Annotated in this window: 14 protein-coding genes; 4 read left to right on the top strand and 10 right to left on the bottom strand. The window is 44.9% G+C overall.

The genetic code is table 11. The features are described 5' to 3' along the window. Positions 1-7: 7 nt before the first annotated feature. From L5M18_RS03995 to L5M18_RS03955, 9 genes are all read right to left on the bottom strand, one after another. Positions 8-1,024 (bottom strand): WD40/YVTN/BNR-like repeat-containing protein, encoded by a 1,017-nt coding sequence (locus tag L5M18_RS03995; protein WP_263195996.1) that lies wholly within the window; start codon positions 1,022-1,024, stop codon positions 8-10. Between the two features lie 54 nt (positions 1,025-1,078). After that, positions 1,079-2,443: a DUF1329 domain-containing protein gene (locus tag L5M18_RS03990; RefSeq protein WP_263195995.1), complete on the bottom strand. Its 1,365-nt coding sequence runs from the start codon at positions 2,441-2,443 to the stop codon at positions 1,079-1,081. A 13-nt stretch (positions 2,444-2,456) separates the two neighbouring features. Next, on the bottom strand, positions 2,457-4,499 hold the full coding sequence (locus tag L5M18_RS03985) for a DUF1302 domain-containing protein (RefSeq protein WP_263195994.1): 2,043 nt from the start codon (positions 4,497-4,499) through the stop codon (positions 2,457-2,459). Positions 4,500-4,837: 338 nt separating this feature from the next. Beyond that, a complete protein-coding gene (locus L5M18_RS03980; protein WP_028759764.1) occupies positions 4,838-5,053 on the bottom strand; it encodes a DUF2835 domain-containing protein in 216 nt (71 codons plus the stop codon). A gap of 43 nt (positions 5,054-5,096) precedes the next feature. Continuing rightward, the gene (gene pepN / locus L5M18_RS03975; protein WP_263195993.1) at positions 5,097-7,646 is read right to left on the bottom strand and encodes an aminopeptidase N; all 2,550 of its coding nucleotides are present in this window, start codon (positions 7,644-7,646) and stop codon (positions 5,097-5,099) included. 84 nt (positions 7,647-7,730) lie between these two features. Continuing rightward, positions 7,731-9,776 carry a carboxy terminal-processing peptidase gene (gene prc, locus L5M18_RS03970; protein ID WP_263195992.1) on the bottom strand — a complete coding sequence of 682 codons (2,046 nt, stop codon included), beginning with the start codon at positions 9,774-9,776 and terminating at the stop codon, positions 7,731-7,733. A 28-nt stretch (positions 9,777-9,804) separates the two neighbouring features. Next, the gene (gene proQ, locus L5M18_RS03965; protein ID WP_028759761.1) at positions 9,805-10,434 is read right to left on the bottom strand and encodes an RNA chaperone ProQ; all 630 of its coding nucleotides are present in this window, start codon (positions 10,432-10,434) and stop codon (positions 9,805-9,807) included. A gap of 280 nt (positions 10,435-10,714) precedes the next feature. Continuing rightward, positions 10,715-11,173 (bottom strand): GAF domain-containing protein, encoded by a 459-nt coding sequence (locus L5M18_RS03960; RefSeq protein ID WP_028759760.1) that lies wholly within the window; start codon positions 11,171-11,173, stop codon positions 10,715-10,717. A 17-nt stretch (positions 11,174-11,190) separates the two neighbouring features. Beyond that, positions 11,191-11,490: a YebG family protein gene (locus L5M18_RS03955; protein ID WP_105252655.1), complete on the bottom strand. Its 300-nt coding sequence runs from the start codon at positions 11,488-11,490 to the stop codon at positions 11,191-11,193. 206 nt (positions 11,491-11,696) lie between these two features. Here L5M18_RS03955 and L5M18_RS03950 point away from each other — a divergent pair, with 206 nt between their 5' ends. Genes L5M18_RS03950 through L5M18_RS03940 form a run of 3 tightly spaced genes read left to right on the top strand, consistent with a single transcriptional unit; the run spans position 11,697 to position 15,574 of the window. Continuing rightward, positions 11,697-12,329, top strand: coding sequence for a paraquat-inducible protein A (locus L5M18_RS03950; protein WP_173496834.1), 633 nt, complete (start codon positions 11,697-11,699; stop codon positions 12,327-12,329). A 1-nt stretch (position 12,330) separates the two neighbouring features. Then, the gene (locus L5M18_RS03945) at positions 12,331-12,948 is read left to right on the top strand and encodes a paraquat-inducible protein A (protein WP_105252657.1); all 618 of its coding nucleotides are present in this window, start codon (positions 12,331-12,333) and stop codon (positions 12,946-12,948) included. Continuing rightward, positions 12,935-15,574, top strand: a complete 2,640-nt coding sequence (locus L5M18_RS03940; RefSeq protein ID WP_263195991.1) for a PqiB family protein — start codon at positions 12,935-12,937, stop codon at positions 15,572-15,574. Before L5M18_RS03945 ends, L5M18_RS03940 begins: the two co-directional genes overlap by 14 nt. Before the next feature lie 143 nt (positions 15,575-15,717). Here the strand turns inward: L5M18_RS03940 and L5M18_RS03935 are convergent, their stop codons facing one another. Continuing rightward, complete coding sequence (locus L5M18_RS03935) at positions 15,718-16,944, bottom strand: nucleoside recognition domain-containing protein (RefSeq protein ID WP_131523339.1); 1,227 nt, start codon at positions 16,942-16,944, stop codon at positions 15,718-15,720. 223 nt (positions 16,945-17,167) lie between these two features. Between L5M18_RS03935 and rsmF the strand changes: the two genes are divergently transcribed. After that, positions 17,168-18,613 (top strand): 16S rRNA (cytosine(1407)-C(5))-methyltransferase RsmF, encoded by a 1,446-nt coding sequence (gene rsmF, locus L5M18_RS03930; protein ID WP_263195990.1) that lies wholly within the window; start codon positions 17,168-17,170, stop codon positions 18,611-18,613. Positions 18,614-18,773 lie beyond the last annotated feature (160 nt).

Here is an 18,773-nt window from a genome sequence, read left to right as displayed (position 1 = left end):
TAAAATTTTATGGCTTAAGAATAAACAGCCCTTGGCTGCCGGATAACCACATATTCCCTTGATTATCCTTCGCAATAGACACTAAGTTTTCCCCTTGGCGACGAGTCACGATACTGCTAGTGTCGTCCTCATTTAGCTTGATCACTATCCCCGCATTTCCCACTAAATATAGCGCGTCGTCAGAAACAACCATTGCACCGTTGATTGAGGATTGCACAGGCAGTTCTATTTGATTCCATTGGCTTAAACTCACATCCGCTTTGAATATATGACCGCGAAGGCCCATCACATACACAGCATTTTTCGTTTCTACGGCGTTAAACATAGAACCATCGTAATCAAAATTGGTACGCGTAAATGTTTTACCTTGATCGCCAGAAACAGCGACTAAGCCCAGCTCGCCAACCAATAATAAACGTCCATCGGTTAAGGTTAAAATACGATTAAAGTGCGGCAATAATGAAGCGCGCGCACTCAAATAGGCCGATTGATCGCTGCCTTTTAACTCCGCCAAATAAGCCACATCTTCTTCTGCTAAGAGCTCCTCATGAAACTCCTCACGCCACTGGGCACCGCCATCGTTGGTGCGATAAAACAAACCGTAAGCGCCAATGGCAATACCATTGTTTTCGTCTAAAAACACCACATCGAGGAAAGGCTTTTCAATCTCTGGCGAATGCATTTGTAGCTGCCAAGTTTGCCCGCCATCCTGAGTCTGTAAAATGGTTGCATCGTGACCTACAGCCCAACCGCGTTTTTCATTGAGGAAAAAGACTTTTGTCAGCTGTGAACTCACGGGCGTTACCACTTGATGCCAACTGCCGTCATACACAAGAGCATGGCCACGTTCACCCACAGCCACTAAACCTGGGCCTACGTTGGCAATATCTAAAATCAAAGATGAAGCAGCAAGAGGTTGAACTTGAGAAAAAATCGGATCAGAGGGCGTTGCAGATAACGTAGAAGGAAAAAAAGCGCCACCGAAACTTAATACAGCGACACACTGAAGGATGCGAAACGACATACAAACTTCCTTAAACTAATGAGGGGCGCTAAGCGCCCCTTTGTACTTGGCCTATTAACGGATACCCTCACGACGCAATGCATCGGGGGTAAAGTTAGCTTCAGTCAGTTTGGCATCGAAGTTATACATGCCACTTTGGTTGTCTAAGCCCATGGCGAGATAACGACGGGATTGCAAATCATGGAAGACTTCCAAAGTATCCCACTGTGCAGGTACTTCGTAGTAATTCAAGCCATGTGCAACGGCCACACGATACAACTGATCACGGTTGTCGTAGAGATCGGCGATTGACACTTGCCATGAATCTTCATCAAGGTACATATCGCGCACTTTATAAATGTGGCGCATACCGTCTTTCAGCGTCGCCCTCACTTGCCATACGCGGTGTTTTTCCCAACGAACGTACTCAGGATTCACATGACCAGGTTTCAATATTTGGTCATATTTCAGCTTATCCGAATGCAGTTTGTAATCGTTGTACGGGATATAAATTTCTTTTTTGCCAACCAGTTCCCAGTTGTAACGCACTGGGGAGCCGTTAAACATATCGAAATCATCTGTCGTACGCAGACCATCTGACACTGTACCCGGTGTATCAAAAGCCACGTTCGGCGCTTTACGGACTCGACGTTGACCTGTGTTATAGGTCCAAGCTTGGCGGGGAAGCGCCTCTTGATCCATGGTTTCTTTAACCAATAAGGCTGTACCTGCTAAACGTGCAGGCTGAGTCACCACTTGCTTAAAGTAGAACAGCGTATTGCTGGCTTTAAGCTGATCTAAGGTAATTTCTGGACGAGAATATTCGAAGCGAATTTCCTCAGCCGTTTCCACTAAGCTATAGCTACCATCGGCTGTCGGTGCAGCTTGGCTACGGGAAGTTTCGATATCGATACCACGAAAACGCAAAATGTGGTTCCAAATTGCTTCTAAACCATTTGCAGGGATCGGGAATGGAATACCAATAGCCGCGCCAGAAATACCATTGCCCTGTGCAATCAGTTCAGCACGAGTCGCGTTAACTTTAGTCGCATCGTAAACGAACTGTGGTACAGAGGCGCTACGGCGAGTCTTATACACATTCATCTTGTAGGTATCAGGGTAAAGTTCGAACAACTTCATCTGACCCTGCGTTAAAAAATCTTTATATTGCGCCTTGTTAGCATTGGTAATAGTAAATTCAATCTTATCCTCAGGGAAAGGATCTGGGTGATGCATCCCTTTAGTATAACCCGCCACAGGCTGAGTGATCCCACCATCCCACGCAGGAATAGAACCATCAGCATTACCTGCTTTTTCAGCACCTAAAGGGGTAAGTTCATTGCCAAGTTTTGCCGCATCAGCTTCTGATATCTTAGCCATAGCGACTGGCGCTGCGAACGCCAGCATGACTGCACTCGCCAATATCGTCAGTTTCTTCATTGTTTGAGTCCTTTTAGATCGAATACTTGATATTGAATGAAACATAATCACGATCTGCCATCGCATTCGTCGTACCGACACCGCCAAAGAAATTGTTATAGGAGATATCTGCACCCCAACGGTTTTGATAGTCGAAGTTAACGCCTAGCGCGACAGACTTACGTCCTTCCGTGAACAGGAACATAGGATCAGGTGTAATGCCATCAACGTCATGGGAGAAAATCACCCGTGGAGACATATTGACCCCAGCAAATACGTTGTTGAAATCCGCCTTTCCAACTAAACGGTATCCCCAAGCAAAGTCGGTTGGGAACGGGTTAGTTTCAGGACCATTGTGCAAGGCTTGAATGATGCCGGGCATATCTGGGTTGCCGCCAGAACGTGACGTACCTGGGCCATTGAGACGTAGCTCATCAAAACCTGGCATATCATGGATCCACACGCCACCCACTTCGGCCAACATAGTCAAGTTATCTAAACCTAACGTTGGACCAAATAAATGGGTGAAAGTCATCTGCGCCTGAGTGGTATCAAGACGGATAAAGCCATCCACGGTTTCACCCGGCTTAACATCTTTAATCTGTGAAATACCATCGAGATCTGGACGAAGACCAGCGTTAGCTAACTGCTGTGGCATACCGGCAAACAACAATTCTACGTCATCGATTTGCAGTGGTTCATCCTGACGATGGGCAATTTCAGCCGCGACAGAGGTATCACCAACCAAGGTATTGAAACTGAAACCGTAAAGCTTGATATCCTCTGGATAAACGATTTGCGCCTTAGAGAAACTCTTCAAATTGAGCAGCAATTCACGATCAATGTTGCCCGAATTTTGACCTATGGTCGCCAGATCAGACAAAAGTGCACCCGTGCTAAAATCGGCGGCAGTACCACTGATAAGAGGACGACGGCTATGGTAATTCATGAAATAAAAACCAAATTCGGTTTCACCCAGTGAAGGCGCGTAATAACCCAGCTTAATACCATATTGGCCATCATTGCTTGGCTCTGCCTCATCCTGCACTAGCGTCACTTTTGTTGGGTAGGCTAAGGCCATAGAAACCAATTGCTGTGTCGGAATAGATTGGCCGCTGGCAATCATGCCCGCTAAACGCTCGTATTCTTGCATTACGAAGTCTAAATTGATGTCAGGGTTAGCATTAAACCCAAGCTGAGCGTTTTGAGCGTAACCACCGAAACCCGCAAAATCGTTAGTCGCAAAAATAGAACCCGGTGTTGGAACCCAAATAGGTTGCCAATCATATTGATAGAATGCTTCTACCGTTAATGAATCCGTCAAACCAAGGGAAGCCCACACCATGCCTTGAGGTCTGAACGCTTCTTTTAGTTCAGCGCCTGGCGCATTAAGTATGTTCAAGTCAACGGCGTTGATTTCACTGATCCCATGGGCAATCAGTGTACTTTCACCCCATGACACCACTTGATTACCTACACGAATAGATAATGGATTAGCGCCATCGTTGAGGTCAAAGTTGCCATACACAAACGCATCGAGTAAGCGAATATCTTTACATTGAACTTCTGAAGCACGGTTATCTTCGCAAGGGTCAAACTCTTTGCCCGTTATCGGATCATTAAAATCATAATTACCGTCATTGAGTTTACGATCATAGAAATACATACCACGAGCGAATAAACCGTAGTTTTTGTATTTCAATGACAATTCATGCAAACCTTTAACGATTTCGGACGTAGTATCGCCTTGAGAATAAAGTAAATTACTTAAGTCATTGTTACTGGAATACGATCCGGGCTGGGCCCAAATCTCAGCAGAAGTATATTTAGTATTGCCAAATGCGCTGTAAGTAGACCAATCGAATTGGGGTTGATTAACCTTACCAATTTGACCTTCCCAATCGCGCTCCCCTACACGCCAGCTCGCACCAGCAGTCCAAGTTGAGTCAAATGTGCCCTCAACCTCTCCCCAATTAAAAGATACTGCATTAACGCTTGGGATCATTAACAAACTCAATGCCGACGCCACCCCCAAAGCAAGCGCCGATTTGTTAAAACTATTTTTAACAATTTTCATTTTAGCTCTCCGTACCCTGCTGGATTCTTTGTTTTAGGAATTACAACCAACATCTTGTTAGCTCACAGGTAACATCATTGTTACAGCAATTAATCCCCTTGAGCAAGGCGCAGTTAGAGAAAATTTTCTAAAGAATTAAGCATGTAGGTACATTTGTACCGTTAACTAAAAAGGAGAGATTTAAATTAGCGAAAAGCGGAATAGGAATGAAACATAAAAACACATTAAAAAATCATATAATTCATTAACATATTTAAAAATAAAATATCACAAAGCGAGCTTAGTAATCAGCCGACCGTTTAAAGTAATTACTCTAAGTAAAGATAAACAAATTAAGACTAAACTCGATTTAATGAAACAAATTGTCCCTTGTCATCTAAAACCAATTTGAAATAGCCTTGAATGCCATTTTCGGTTAAAAAACGCCTAAAATGACGGCCATTAATCCACAAAATCCGCCCTTGAGTTTCACGAACCTCAACTTTATCGGCAAGCCCTTGATAATAAGGTAAGAAATCTCGATAACTGATCGATAGTTTGAAATACAGTTCCATAATATCAGAGCAGCACAGACTGCTGCCCTCCTCCTACAAACTGCTATTTTGCCAATGCTTTAGAGACTTTTTCGTACATATCCTTAGATAAGTCAGGCAAAGCCAAAAGTTGCCCTAAACAGGCTTTTATCAAAGTTTGGCGGCCTAAGTCGAATTTATGATACTGGATCAATGGCGTCACCATACGGGCCGCAACCTGCGGATTGAGCTTATTAAGGGTCATTAAGCATTCGGTTAAGAAAGCATAACCCTTACCGTCTCTACGGTGGAATTGATAAATATTACCGGCAGCAAAACTGCCCACTAAAGCACGCACTCGGTTTGGATTGCTCATACTAAAACACTTGTGTTGCTGCAACTGACGCAAACACTCAATCACATCATCTGCATCACGGGTCGCTTGCAACATAAACCATTTATCCATCACTAATGGCGTATCCTGCCAACGTAGCTCAAATGTCGTCATCAGTTCATCACGACAAGGTAAATTCCCAACATTGGCTGCCGTCAACGCACCAAGAGAATCCGTCATATTACTGGCGTTATCGAACTGAGAAATCACTAACCCCTCGGCCTCATCCGACACCCGAGCTAACCAAGTTAAACACTGATTTTTAAGGGCTCTTGCCTGCGTACTCTCTACTGCGACTAAAGAACGATATAGCGCAATCAATTCATCTTCACTATGTGAAGCGAGCTCTATTAGTACAAATTCACGTGCTAAAGCTAACGCATCTAGATCAACATTCTCTGTTTGCTCAATCAAAGCCGAAGCCGTAGGTATCGCTAATATTTCGGCGATCAATGCCGGATCAAGCTCAGTATCTAACAACACACCTTTAAAACTATCGCGCACACGGGGATCGAGAGCCATAGCTTGTTGCTGTTGTAAACTCGCCACATTTTGCCAAATAGCTTGGCTCACTAAGGTCACAGAAGCTTCCCAACGCGCCACTTCGCTGCTAGCAAAACGCATCAAGTGAACGAGTTGATCCACATTGAATCGATATTGTAATTTGACGGGAGCGGAAAAGTTTTGCAGTAACGAAGCGACGGGTTTATGAGTGAGTCCATCAAAGCTAAACACTTGTTCAGTTTGAGTAAAATCGAGAATCTCATTCACTAAAGAATGGCCCTTCGCATCTAAGAGCTCTAAGCTAAACGGAATATGCAGCGGTGATGCACAGTTCACTAGACTTTGTTTAAGGGTCAATTGATAAACGCCCGTTTGCGCATCAAAACTGTCCATCGCAGTCACAATCGGCGTACCGGCTTGGCTATACCATAAACGGAATTGGGTTAAATCCACGCCGCTGGCATCTTCCATTGCCGCCACAAAATCATCACAGGTGACAGCTTGGCCGTCGTGGCGTTTAAAATACAGTTTCATTCCCGCCTGAAACTTTTCTTCGCCGAGCAAAGTGTGCATCATGCGGATGACTTCAGCGCCCTTGTTATACACAGTCACAGTGTAGAAATTATTCATCTCAATGACAGATTCTGGACGAATAGGATGGGACATAGGGCCAGAATCTTCTGCAAATTGCTGATTCTTGATCACTTTAATTGCGTGAATTCGATTCACAGCACGAGAGCCTAAATCTGAGCTAAATTCTTGATCGCGAAAAACCGTTAAGCCTTCTTTCAAACTTAACTGGAACCAATCGCGGCACGTTACGCGGTTTCCTGTCCAATTATGGAAATACTCATGGCCTACAACCGATTCAATGCCGTGGTAATCCTCGTCGGTGGCCGTTAAGGTATCTGCAAGCACATATTTAGTGTTAAAGATATTTAAGCCTTTGTTTTCCATCGCACCCATATTGAAAAAGTCGACGGCCACTATCATGTAAATATCTAAATCATACTCAAGATCAAAACGGCTCTCATCCCATGCCATGGATTTCTTAAGTGATGCCATCGCATGGTGTGCTTTATGTAAATTACCTTTATCAACGAACACTTGCAGGATCACTTTACGGCGACTGCGAGTAATGAACTCATCTTGCAATAGATCAAAATCGCCAGCGACTAAGGCAAATAAATACGCTGGTTTTGGAAATGGATCTTGCCAGCAAACATAATGGCGTCCACCATCTAACTCACCTTGATCAATCAAATTACCGTTACTCAGTAAAAACGGGAATGCGGCGCTATCGGCTTCAATACGAACTGTGTATTTAGCTAATACATCAGGGCGATCAAGGAAATAAGTGATACGTCGAAAGCCCTCTGCCTCGCATTGCGTGCAGTAGGCACCATCGGACATATAGAGCCCTTCAAGGCTCGAATTAGCTTCAGGATCGAGCTTAGTGATAATGTTCAGCTCAAACTCATCAAGCTCAGTTTCTAGAACTAATTGACCTGCACTAACATGGTAAGGCACAGCATCACCATTAACAGTCAGCCAAACAACGGTCAAATCTTCGCCATCCAACACTAAGGCTTGTGCATGTTTTGAAGTGCGTTTTATACGACTGATCGCCTGCACTTGGGTTTCATTGCCAGCCAAATTAAATGCTAAATCGATAGTCTCTATCGTAAAAAGTGGCGCTTGATAATCTTTTAAGTATTTTGCTTGAGCTTGTGTCATTTCGATCCCTTTAACGCTGATCTAAATAAGAAAAAACGCGCCATAAGCGCGTTTTGATATCGGATAAATCGACTCGACTAGCGCCTACTTAGCACTAGTTTTAGCCACTTTTTGCACATCAGCCATATCTAAGGTGATATAAGCGGTTTCGTCTAAAAATGCATCTGGCAATTCAGCGTCGTCTTTAATGTCTTCCATTGATTTAACCGGTGCTAAACCATTGGCGACTCGACGCTCGTTTGTTCTGTCGAGGACTTTTTTCTCATCGGCTTCACGGGAAGCAATACGCTCACTTTCAACCAGAGACACAGTTTTCTCTTTGTGATGCTTTTTAAAGTCGGCAATATCTTGATTGATATAGGCAAACTCTACGCTGTTTTTTATACGGTTAAGGTGCTTAGATTCAAGGCTAGTCACTAACTCAGGCGTAACATCATTAAGCGTACCATATTGCGCCATTGGCACTTTATCCCAAGGTAAAGCATTTTTCTCTTCAGCTTCACCGTACTCGCCCGGCTCCAACGCACTTGGGTAAGCAATGTTGGGGGTCACACCTTTAATCTGTGTACTACCACCATTAATACGGTAGAACTTTTGAATCGTATACTGCACATGGCCAATTGGCTTCTCATACATGTCGTAGATACGGCCTAGGCTCTTATGCTGCTGTACTGTGCCTTTCCCAAAACTCGACTCACCGACAATCAGTGCACGGTCATAATCTTGCAATGCGGCAGCAAAAATTTCAGAGGCTGAAGCACTGTAACGGTCAACCATCACAGTCAATGGTCCTGCATAACTGGTTTTACCGTCGTTATCACGATGCGCAGACACTCGTCCATCGGCATCACGAATTTGCACTACAGGGCCCATATCGATAAAAAGTCCCGTCAGCAGCACGGCTTCCGTTAATGCACCACCACCGTTACCTCTAAGGTCGATGACTATGCCTTCTACTTTGGCGTCGTTTAACTTCACGAGCTCTTTTTCAACGTCCTGCGACAAATTCATATAGAAACCAGGAATTTGGATCACACCGACTTTGCGATTTGCGTACTCGCCGTCTTTAGGCTCAATCACCTTAGAGGTTGCAGCTCTATCTTCAAGACGAATTTTGTCGCGAACTAAGGTAACGTCGAACGGCTTCGCATTCGAACCGCCTTTCTTCGGTAAAATTTGCAAAACAACTTTACTGCCCTTAGGACCTTTGATCAGATCAACCACGTCGTCTAAACGCCAGCCGATCACATCAACAATTTCACCGCCTTCTTGACCGACGCCGACAATCTTGTCTTCCGGCGACAGTTTTTCACTGCCCGCAGCAGGGCCGCCAGTAATTAAACTTTTAATGACAGTGTAATCGTCTTCAAGTTGCAGTTGAGCACCAATGCCTTCAAGGCTCAAGTTCATTTCCATTTGGAAACGTTCAGCATTGCGTGGTGAAAGGTAACTTGTATGTGGCTCAATGCTACGGGAGAAGGCATTCATCACGCCTTGGAACACGTCTTCACTGTTAGTTTGAATCAGCCGTTTAATGGCGTTGTTGTAACGCTTTTGGAGGATATCAACAATCTCAGGCCATTTCTTACCTGTGAGTTTAAGATTTAGTGCATCGTATTTAACACGTTGACGCCATAACTCATTAATTTCTGTCTGGTCTTTTGGCCATGCGGCCTCATCGCGGTCGTACTCATAGGCATCACCGGGCGCAGAAAAATCCATCTCTTTGTCTAATAGAGATAAAGCATAGACAAAGCCTTCATAGCGGCGCTTTTGGACGATATCAAACATTTTATAGGCAGGCTCAAGTTCACCAGAACTGAGCATGTCATCGAATTGGGTTGCATAAGGTTTAAAACTATCGACATCCGCTTGGGTTAACACATTGCGGCGATAGTCTAACTGCTGTAGATAACGATCAAAAATTTGCGCAGAAAAGGCGTCATCAAGATTGAATCTATGATAGTGCGAACGAGTGTATAAGTCCGTTACCCTTTTGCTCGCAACCTTATGTTGCGCTTCCTGCTTGAGAGTGGGTAACTCGCTGATTTGAATCGTGGGTGGTACGGCCCAAGCCGAGAATCCGACAAAAACAGTGGCGATCGAGGTAGCCAAAGTGAGTTTTCGCATCAACAAGTTACTCCGTTTTAATAAATGATTACAGCAGGATATGTTCTGCTCTAACTTTAATCGTTAGGCCACTATCAAGCTGAACATGAATATCTTCCTTGTTAATGTCAGTAATCACACCGGCTACGGGTGTCATACCTAATTTAACATTGACGCGTTGTTTTTTCGTTAAATCAGTCAATTGTGCTTGAACATAATTGACGACTGGCGCTGCAGCTTTTGGTGCAGGCTTAGCAGGACGCTCAGTTTTAGGACGCTGAGGAACGGCCACCTTTTTAGGTGCTTTCTTCGCCGCAGGCTTAGGTGCAAGTGCTGCACGTTTCGCTTTGGCCTTATCCTGACTCTCTTTCAACATGGCTTGAGCATGATCAATGTGCTCTTGCTCTAACTCGCCGCAAGGTTCGCCATCCAGGTTTACGCGTTGTGCGCCCGCTTTAACGCACTTTAAATAGCGCCAGCTGCTGGTGTAACGTCTCAAGGCAACTCTGAGCTGAGTTTTACTGACTTTAGAATCATCAGCCAACCTTTCAGCCAAATCTTGAAACAATCCGATTTTTAATGGCTTAGTTTCACCTTCAGCAATAAAGCACAAAGGAAATGTTTCATACAAATACGCCAAAATTGCATTGGTGTCGGTCAACTTTTCTGTTGATTCCATCATTACTTCCACAGTCAAAAAGGGACATCGATTCGAGGTGATATATATCAGCTTCTTACATGTCGTTTATCTTCGTTAAACTCAATATTGAGTCAACGTACAAATTAGCATCCTAGCCGCGTTTACTAAAGTTAAAAAATATACCTTAACAAATTTTGTCAGCTCAAAACACTAAGCTTATTCATTGCATGCCAATCAAACCAGCTTAATGCGTGCAGGCGCATATTATAAGGCGCACGCCACCGATTGCGACTATGAATTATGCGTTATTGTACGCAAATTAATCAAATAGGCAGTTTTCAAAACTTTTAACCAGTAATTCCAGCCCCTTTTGGTCTTCTTCATCGAAACGATCGAAGATAGGACTATCAATATCGAGCACGGCAACCACGTTACCTTGCGCACGAACTGGCACAACGATTTCAGAATTACTGGCAGAATCACAGGCAATATGACCATCAAATTGATGGACATCAGCCACTCGCTGAGTTTGATTAGTGAATGCTGCTGTACCACACACACCTTTTCCTAACGGAATGCGTGTACAAGCCACTTTACCTTGAAACGGGCCTAGTACCAGTTGTTCGCCACGCATGACGTAGAATCCCACCCAGTTCAGCTCAGTTAAATTATCATTGAGCAAGGCTGAAAAATTCGCCATCGCCGCAACAAGGTCATCTTCCCCTTCCAACAAGGCCAAGGCTTGACGGTTAAGTGACTCATAAAATTTCGATTTCATTACATTTCCTAACAATTTTATTCTGCTGCTTCGGTCTTTTTAGCCGCTTTTTTCGCTGCAGGCGGATTCGTTGGCGTACTATTAACCTGAACGGCGCCTTTAAGCAAGTTCGTCAGCTCATCTTTATTGTTAGCAAAATAGAATGCGAGCTTTTCACCCACACTTTCATCTATACCCAAATCAGCTTTTTGAATGAAGGGGATAAGGTTATCGGCGATATCGAGCATCTTATCGTAGGCATCAGCCTCCTTCTTAGATGTGAATGTCATCTTTTCAACCCCTTCTCTGACCACGACAAACTGTGTTATTACTGCCATGACTGCCCTCGCACTGTTTTTATATACAGTAACTAGAGTGACATAGATTGAACTTGTGATGCAAGTGTTCTGATTAATCTGATATTATTAGCGTACTTTCGTTGCCAAGATTATAAAGCGCTAGACGTGGCTTAACAGCTAACTAGCACGACACTTTGCACCGATCTCGCTGTTATTACTCCTATTAGGCTAATATATATTTTTATATGCATGAAAACGCAGCAGAAAATTCAGTAACCCTATGCCGCTCCTGCGATTTAGCAGTCCGCAAACGTGCCTTGCCAAGCGGCGTTAGAGCACTCTGTCCTCGTTGCAGCACTGCACTTTATGACACGCCATACTGCTCTGTGAATGGTATGTTAGCCCTATGTATTTCGGCATTAGTGTTTTATTTCCCTGCCAATTTTTTACCCGTACTCGAGATCCACTTTTTCGGCAGTATTCGTACTACTACGGTTTTCCAAGGGGCATTTGCAGTATTTGACCAAGGCTATTGGGTTGTAGGTGTCGCCGTACTTGCCGCAGCTGTGATAGGTCCAGGCTTATTACTGTTATCGATATTGACACAGATTTTAATTGTAAAATGGGGGTTGAGTAGCCTTTTTTGGCGTAACTCATTGAAGCAGTTATTAAAATTTCATGGTATCTTATCGCAGCTCACTATGCTGGAAATTTATGTGATCAGCTTCTTAGTTTCATCATTTCAGCTATCTGATTTTTCGGACATTTATTTTGGTATGGGCACATTTTGCTTCACTATGCTGTTTCTCGTGACCTTGTTTCTACAAAGAGAATACGATTTAGAACATATGTGGACGTTATTGGAAGGTCATAGCTGATATGAAACAACAAGGTAAAGATATCGGCCTATGTCTCTGTAAAGTGTGTCGCCAACTCAACAGCAGTGAACTCACGCACTGTCAGCGCTGTGAAACTGAGTTGCACGTCAGAGACTATTCCAGCCTGCAAAAAAGTTGGGCTTTGTTGATTACCGCTGCCATCTTGCTGGTGCCAGCCAACATTTACCCTATCACTATGCTGACCAATCAGGGGCAAGTGCGGCACGACACCATTTTTTCGGGCATTTTGCATTTAGTGCATTCAGATATGCTGCCTATTGCCATCATAGTGTTTACCGCCAGTATTTTAGTACCATGGATTAAAATCATCGGCTTATCCATTTATCTGTGTGCGATCAGCTTTGATATTCCGATTTCAAAAAAGAAATTGATGGTGGGTTTTCACATCATCGAATGGATTGGCCGCTGGTCAATGCTCGATTTATTTGTCATCTCAATCACAGTAGCATTAGTGAACATGGGACAATTACTCGACGCGAAACCCGCGCCTGCGGCTACCGCATTTGCCTTGGTTATTCTGTTAACTCAGTTAGCCGCAAAAGTTTTAGACACTCGTTTACTCTGGGATCGATTGGAACCTCAAGATGACACAAATTGAATCGCCGAAAGTTGTAAAGAAAAAACTCTTTTCGCCCATTTGGCTGCTTCCTATTGTCGCGTTGGCATTAGGTGCTTGGCTGGGCATTAAGAGCATTAAAGAATCGGGGGTTGAAATTCAAATTCACTTTCCGAGCGCCACAGGGATTGATGTGGGTAAAACCTTAGTCAAATACCAAGGTTTGACTGTCGGTAAAGTGAAAGACATTGGCATAGATGACGATCTCAAAGGTGTGAACGTCAAGGTCATGATGGACTACCGCGCTAAGCCTTTCTTGAATAAAGAAACCCTCTTCTGGCTTGTCACACCTAAAGCAAGTATTACAGGTGTTGAAGGCTTAGATGCGCTGTTTTCCGGTAACTACATTGCTATTCAACCCGGTAAAGGCAATGCATCAACCTTCTTCGAGGCAGAACGCCAACCGCCGCCGATGCAAATCGGCTCAGAAGGTGTGATGGTCGAATTGACCTCCGATAAACTCGGTTCGCTCGATGTTGGCTCGCCAATATTTTTCCGCCAAATCCCTGTGGGTAGCGTGGTCAGCTATCGTTTAGATGGCAATCAAAGAGTCATTATCAGCGCTTTCATTCAAGAGCAATACGCGCGATTAGTGAAGAAAAATTCTCACTTTTGGAATGTTTCTGGCGTCAAAATTGATGCTTCACTAACTGGAGTTAAAGTCAGTTCAGAGAGTTTGGCATCCATTCTGGCTGGCGGCGTGAGTTTCAGCTCTGACGATAAAGCAGACATAGCTAAAAACGGTGACGTTTTTTCGCTTTATGATTCAGAAACCACCGCCCTTGGCGGCATAGAAATAAACCTAACCATGGCTGACGCTAACGGTATCGACAAAGGTACCCGCATCGTTTATCGCGGCATGAGCATTGGCAGTATTTTAAGTAAACAACTCACGTCCAATGGTGTTACAGCCGTGGCTAAGTTTGAACCTCAATACGGTTCACTGTTAACTAACGACGGCGTGTTTTGGCTTGAAGGTGCTGATATTTCCCTCTCAGGCATTAAGAATCCAGAACGCTTACTGACAGGTAGCGTGATCAACTTCCTGCCAGGCATCAACACCAAAAGCGCGGTACCAAGCAGCTTTGCCTTACAAGCCAAAGCGCCTGATTTACTGCAATCGAAGAAGCGTTTCTTGACCTTAACCTCAGCCGAAAACATGGGCATTTCAGCGGGCGCTCAAGTTCGCTTCAAGCAAATCCCCATTGGTTCAGTGCTTGCGGTTAAGTTAACCAAAGATTTATCGGCAGTGGAATACCAACTCGAGCTACAACCTGAGTTTGCCAGTCTAATTCGCATCGACAGCTATTTTGTGCCTGAGTCGGCATTAACGGTAAACGCATCGTTAGACGGGGTCTCAGTCAAAGCAAGGGATTTTACAACGCTCACTCAAGGTGCAGTTAGCTTGATCCAAGGTCAAAGCGACACACCTTTAGCTGCTAACAGCGCTCTGACCCTCTTTAGCTCTGTGGATGCCGCGACAGCTTTTTATGATCGTCAGCAGCAAGTGCATTTAACGTTAATCAGTCAAGATGGCGCCGATGTCAGCCAAGGCTCACCGATTTATTATAAAAAAATGCAAATTGGCACAGTTGACTCAGTGAACTGGCAAAGCAAAACCGAAGACTTCGCTATCAAGCTCGCCATAGACAAACAGTTTCAACCCTTGCTGAAAAAGCCAAAAGTATTCTGGCGTAACAGCGCCGTGGATATCAGTGCCAGTCTTGCCGGTATTGATGTCGCCGTTGCCCCGCTACAAGGGGCATTAAAGGGCAGCATCAGTCTGGGACTGCTTGATAGCAATGACAAAGTGAGCAATACAACCCCGTTAAAACTCTATGAGAGCAAGCAGTTGGCATTAACTCAGGCGCAGGCAATTCGCCTCACATTACCCGCCTCCAGCAAACTGACGGCCAAGGCCGCGATTCGCTATCAAGGTCATCAAGTGGGTGAAGTGTCGCAGGTGAAGCTCAATGCGGATCTTAATACACTCACAGCTAGCGCATATCTCTACGGGGAATATGCCGAACATTTCAGCCGCAGTGACTGTGAATATCATTTAGTGGATGCACAAATTTCTCTGGCGGGGATCAAAGCGCCAGAAACGCTGATCACAGGTCCTTACATAGGAGTATTACCGGGTAAGGGCAGTCAAAAAGCGACCCAGTTTGTTGCCAACCTCGCTGCCAGCAGCTATGCCAATGTTGCCGAAGATGCGCTGAAATTCATTCTAGAAGATACTAGCCTAGGCTCAATGAAAGTCGGCACACCTATCTTCTTCCGAGGGATTAAAGTCGGTCAAATCGACGGTTATAGCCTATCGACACAGGGTAATAGTGTATTGATGCAGGCCCATATCGAGGCTCAGTACAGTCACTTAGTGAATCAAAGCAGTCAGTTCTGGGATGCCTCAGGGATTAAAGTCGATGTCGGCCTCTTTTCAGGTGCACAAATCGAAGCGGGCTCGCTGGAAACCTTACTCGCTGGCGGCATCAATGTGGCGACTAAGGACACGACTCAAGGGGATAATCGTTTAGCGACTGGCACAGTATTAAGATTGCAACACAAAGCCGAAAACGAATGGCAGCAATGGGCACCAGCCCAGTAATTCTTTTCATCAAAATACTTACACCAACGCACTAATATTAAAGCTCTTACAAATAAATCAGGCGCATAATGCGCCTGATTTATTTTTAGCTTCTCGAACTGTTATTGGCACATTCTAGGGTGCTCAAGACACTTGCCATCCTGTTAACCATAAAACCAATAGCAAACAGCAATTGCGGCGCTGATCCCCGCAAAGTCCGCGGTTAAACCGCAAGCTAAGGCGTGGCGTCCATGGCGAATACCCACAGAACCAAAATACACAGCAAGAACATAGAAAGTGGTTTCAGTGCTACCCTGAAAAATCGCCGCTAATCGACCCGCAAAGGAATCTACTCCGTGGTGATCCATTGTCTCAAGCATCATGGCTCTAGCGCCTGATCCACTAAAAGGTTTCATTAGCGCGGTCGGCATTGCATCGACAAAACGCGTATCAAAACCCAATATCCGCACACCAGTGGCAATCAAGTGCAACAGATAATCCAAGGCGCCGGATGCGCGCAGTAAACCAATCGCTAATAACATGGCGAGCAAATAAGGGATCAACTGGATAGATTGAGCAAAACCCGCCTTCGCCCCTTCAATAAACTCATCATAAACCGCCACCTTACGGATGCCCGCAACAATCACGAAGGTAAATACCAATAACAGCAAAATACCATTGCCCATTGCCGTCGACACTGTGCCAATGGCCTCAGCACTTAAGGTCATCAGATAAAAACCACTCGCCACTAACCCTGAGAGCATCAAGGCGCCATAACCGAGCACCACTGAGTTTAATAATGAAATCCGCTGCACTAACGCCACAACCAGCAAGCCCGCCAATGTCGATGCCGAAGTAGCCAGTAAAATCGGCAAGAAAATATCCGCAGGCGCAGCGGCACCTTGCTGGGCACGATAAAGGAATACCGTCACAGGCACTAAGGTCACAGAGGAAGTATTGAGTACTAAAAATAAGATTTGCGCATTAGTCGCCACGGTTTTTAGCGGATTTAAACTCTGTAAATCATGCATCGCCTTTAAACCAAGTGGTGTGGCAGCATTATCTAACCCAAAGATATTCGCTGTTAAATTCATCGTGATACTGCCAAAGGCCGGATGCCCCTTGGGCACTTCAGGCATCAAACGGCGCAGTAATGGCTCAAACACAAAGGCAATAGCGCCGACAACGCCAGCCTTTTCTCCTACCTGCATCAATCCCATCCACAGGGAAAGCACGCCAATCAGCCCAAGGGAAATTTCAGCAGCAAGCTTAGCACTCGCAAATAATGCGGCGACCGAAGCCGATAGGACTTCTATGTGCCCATTGAACAGTTGCACTGCTATTGCAAGCAATGCTGTGATAAAAAAAGCCAACCACACGCGATTCAGCACGCTAATCCCCTTATTTTTATTTGTTTTTATTCTATTAGCTCATGGCTACTGAGTGCTAGCTTTATGGCGACTCATTCCAATATCGCTCAAATCGTCAAGCATAAACATTAAATCACAATAGCAGCCTTGGCTGCTCGGGAGAAAATCTCAGACCCAATAAGGGATTATGATATACTCGCGCCAGTTGATACACAGTCTATTTTCCTATGGTTCAATGAAATCAATGGTCCAATTAAATCAAAATTTTATCGATACAATCACCCAAGAACTCCCCGCCCATTTATCCATGGACGAGTTTATTGCCGCCTGCGACAGGCCGCTTAGACGTTCAATTCGGGTCAATACCTTAAAAATCAGCAGTGACGACTTTAAGACCTTGATGCAACCTAAGGGCTGGACGTTCGATCCTATTCCTTGGTGTGAAGACGGATTTTGGATCAGTTACGACGAAGAAGAACAGCTCGGCAATGCCTTAGAGCACATTCAGGGTCTATTCTACATTCAAGAAGCCAGCTCTATGTTGCCGCCGACCGCACTATTTACGCCTAGTGCAAAGTGGCAGTGCGTACTCGATCTCGCCTCCGCACCCGGTTCAAAAACCACGCAAATGGCCGCATTAATGCAAAACCAAGGCTTATTGGTGGCGAATGAGTATTCGGCGAGCCGCGTGAAAGTATTGCACGCCAATGTGCTGCGCATGGGTGCGAGCCACTGCGCCCTCACTCATTTCGATGGCCGTGTATTTGGCGAATACCTGTACGAAAGTTTTGATGCCGTGCTTATCGATGCGCCCTGTGGCGGTGAAGGCACAGTGCGTAAAGACGCCGATGCACTAAAACACTGGAGCCTAGACGATGTGCTGGCGATTAGCGAAACCCAAAAAGCCTTAATCGAATCGGCGTTTCTCGCCCTGAAACCCGGTGGCAGTTTGGTCTACTCAACCTGCACCTTAAACCGCCTCGAAAACCAAGGCGTGTGCGAGTATTTAAAGCAAGTCTACGGCGATGCGGTGCAATTTGAATCCTTAAGCGATTTATTTGATGGTGCAAATCGAGCTACAACGCCCGAAGGCTTCTTACATGTCTGGCCACAGATTTACGACAGTGAAGGTTTCTTTGTCGCTAAATTGACAAAAACCGCCTCAGTGCCGCGTTTACAACCAGAGCCTAAACTACAGAAAAACTTTCCCTTCACGCCCGCATCAGCGAAACAAGCCCAAGGGATCAAAGACTATTTTCAGCAGGATTTAGGCATCAGCTTACCAGACGAACTCATCATGGTTCGCGATGATGAATTCTGGCTATTTCCGCATGAATTCAACGCTTTTATCGGCCGTATGCGCTTTCAGCGCATTGGTATTAAACTCGCCGATAACAGTAAACACGGCTTTAAAGTCCGCCATGAAGCGATTATTGCATTAGCAGGAAAACAGCTCAGCCCAACCGCAAAAACGGTCGATGTGAGCGATGTTGAAGCGAAAGAATATTTGATGGGGCGAGATATTGCCCTAAACACCGCAGTGAAAGCTCAAGGTGAAGTGATCGTCTGTTATAGCGGAGCACCATTAGGCATGGCGAAACATTTAGGCAATAAGTTAAAAAACAACCTACCCAGAGACTTAGTGAAAGATAAAGTGTTACTGCTACCAGAACAGACAAAATCGTTATAATTTCGCTGTTTTTTAGCGATAAATAACCTAAAAAAGAAGAAAGTGAGCGCGACTATAAGACAAAAGCTCGACTACACTGAGTCTATTGTAAAGCGCACTGCATGGCGCTTTCACCTGTAGCGCACGGCTCTTCAATGAGCCATTCCCCTAGGCCCAAACA

The sequence above is a fragment of the Shewanella sp. SM20 genome, from assembly GCF_025654545.1.
In the GTDB taxonomy this organism is placed as follows: Bacteria; Pseudomonadota; Gammaproteobacteria; order Enterobacterales; family Shewanellaceae; genus Shewanella; species Shewanella oncorhynchi.
The sequence above is the reverse complement of the archived record's forward strand: the minus strand, read 5'-3'. Positions and strand labels throughout refer to the sequence as shown.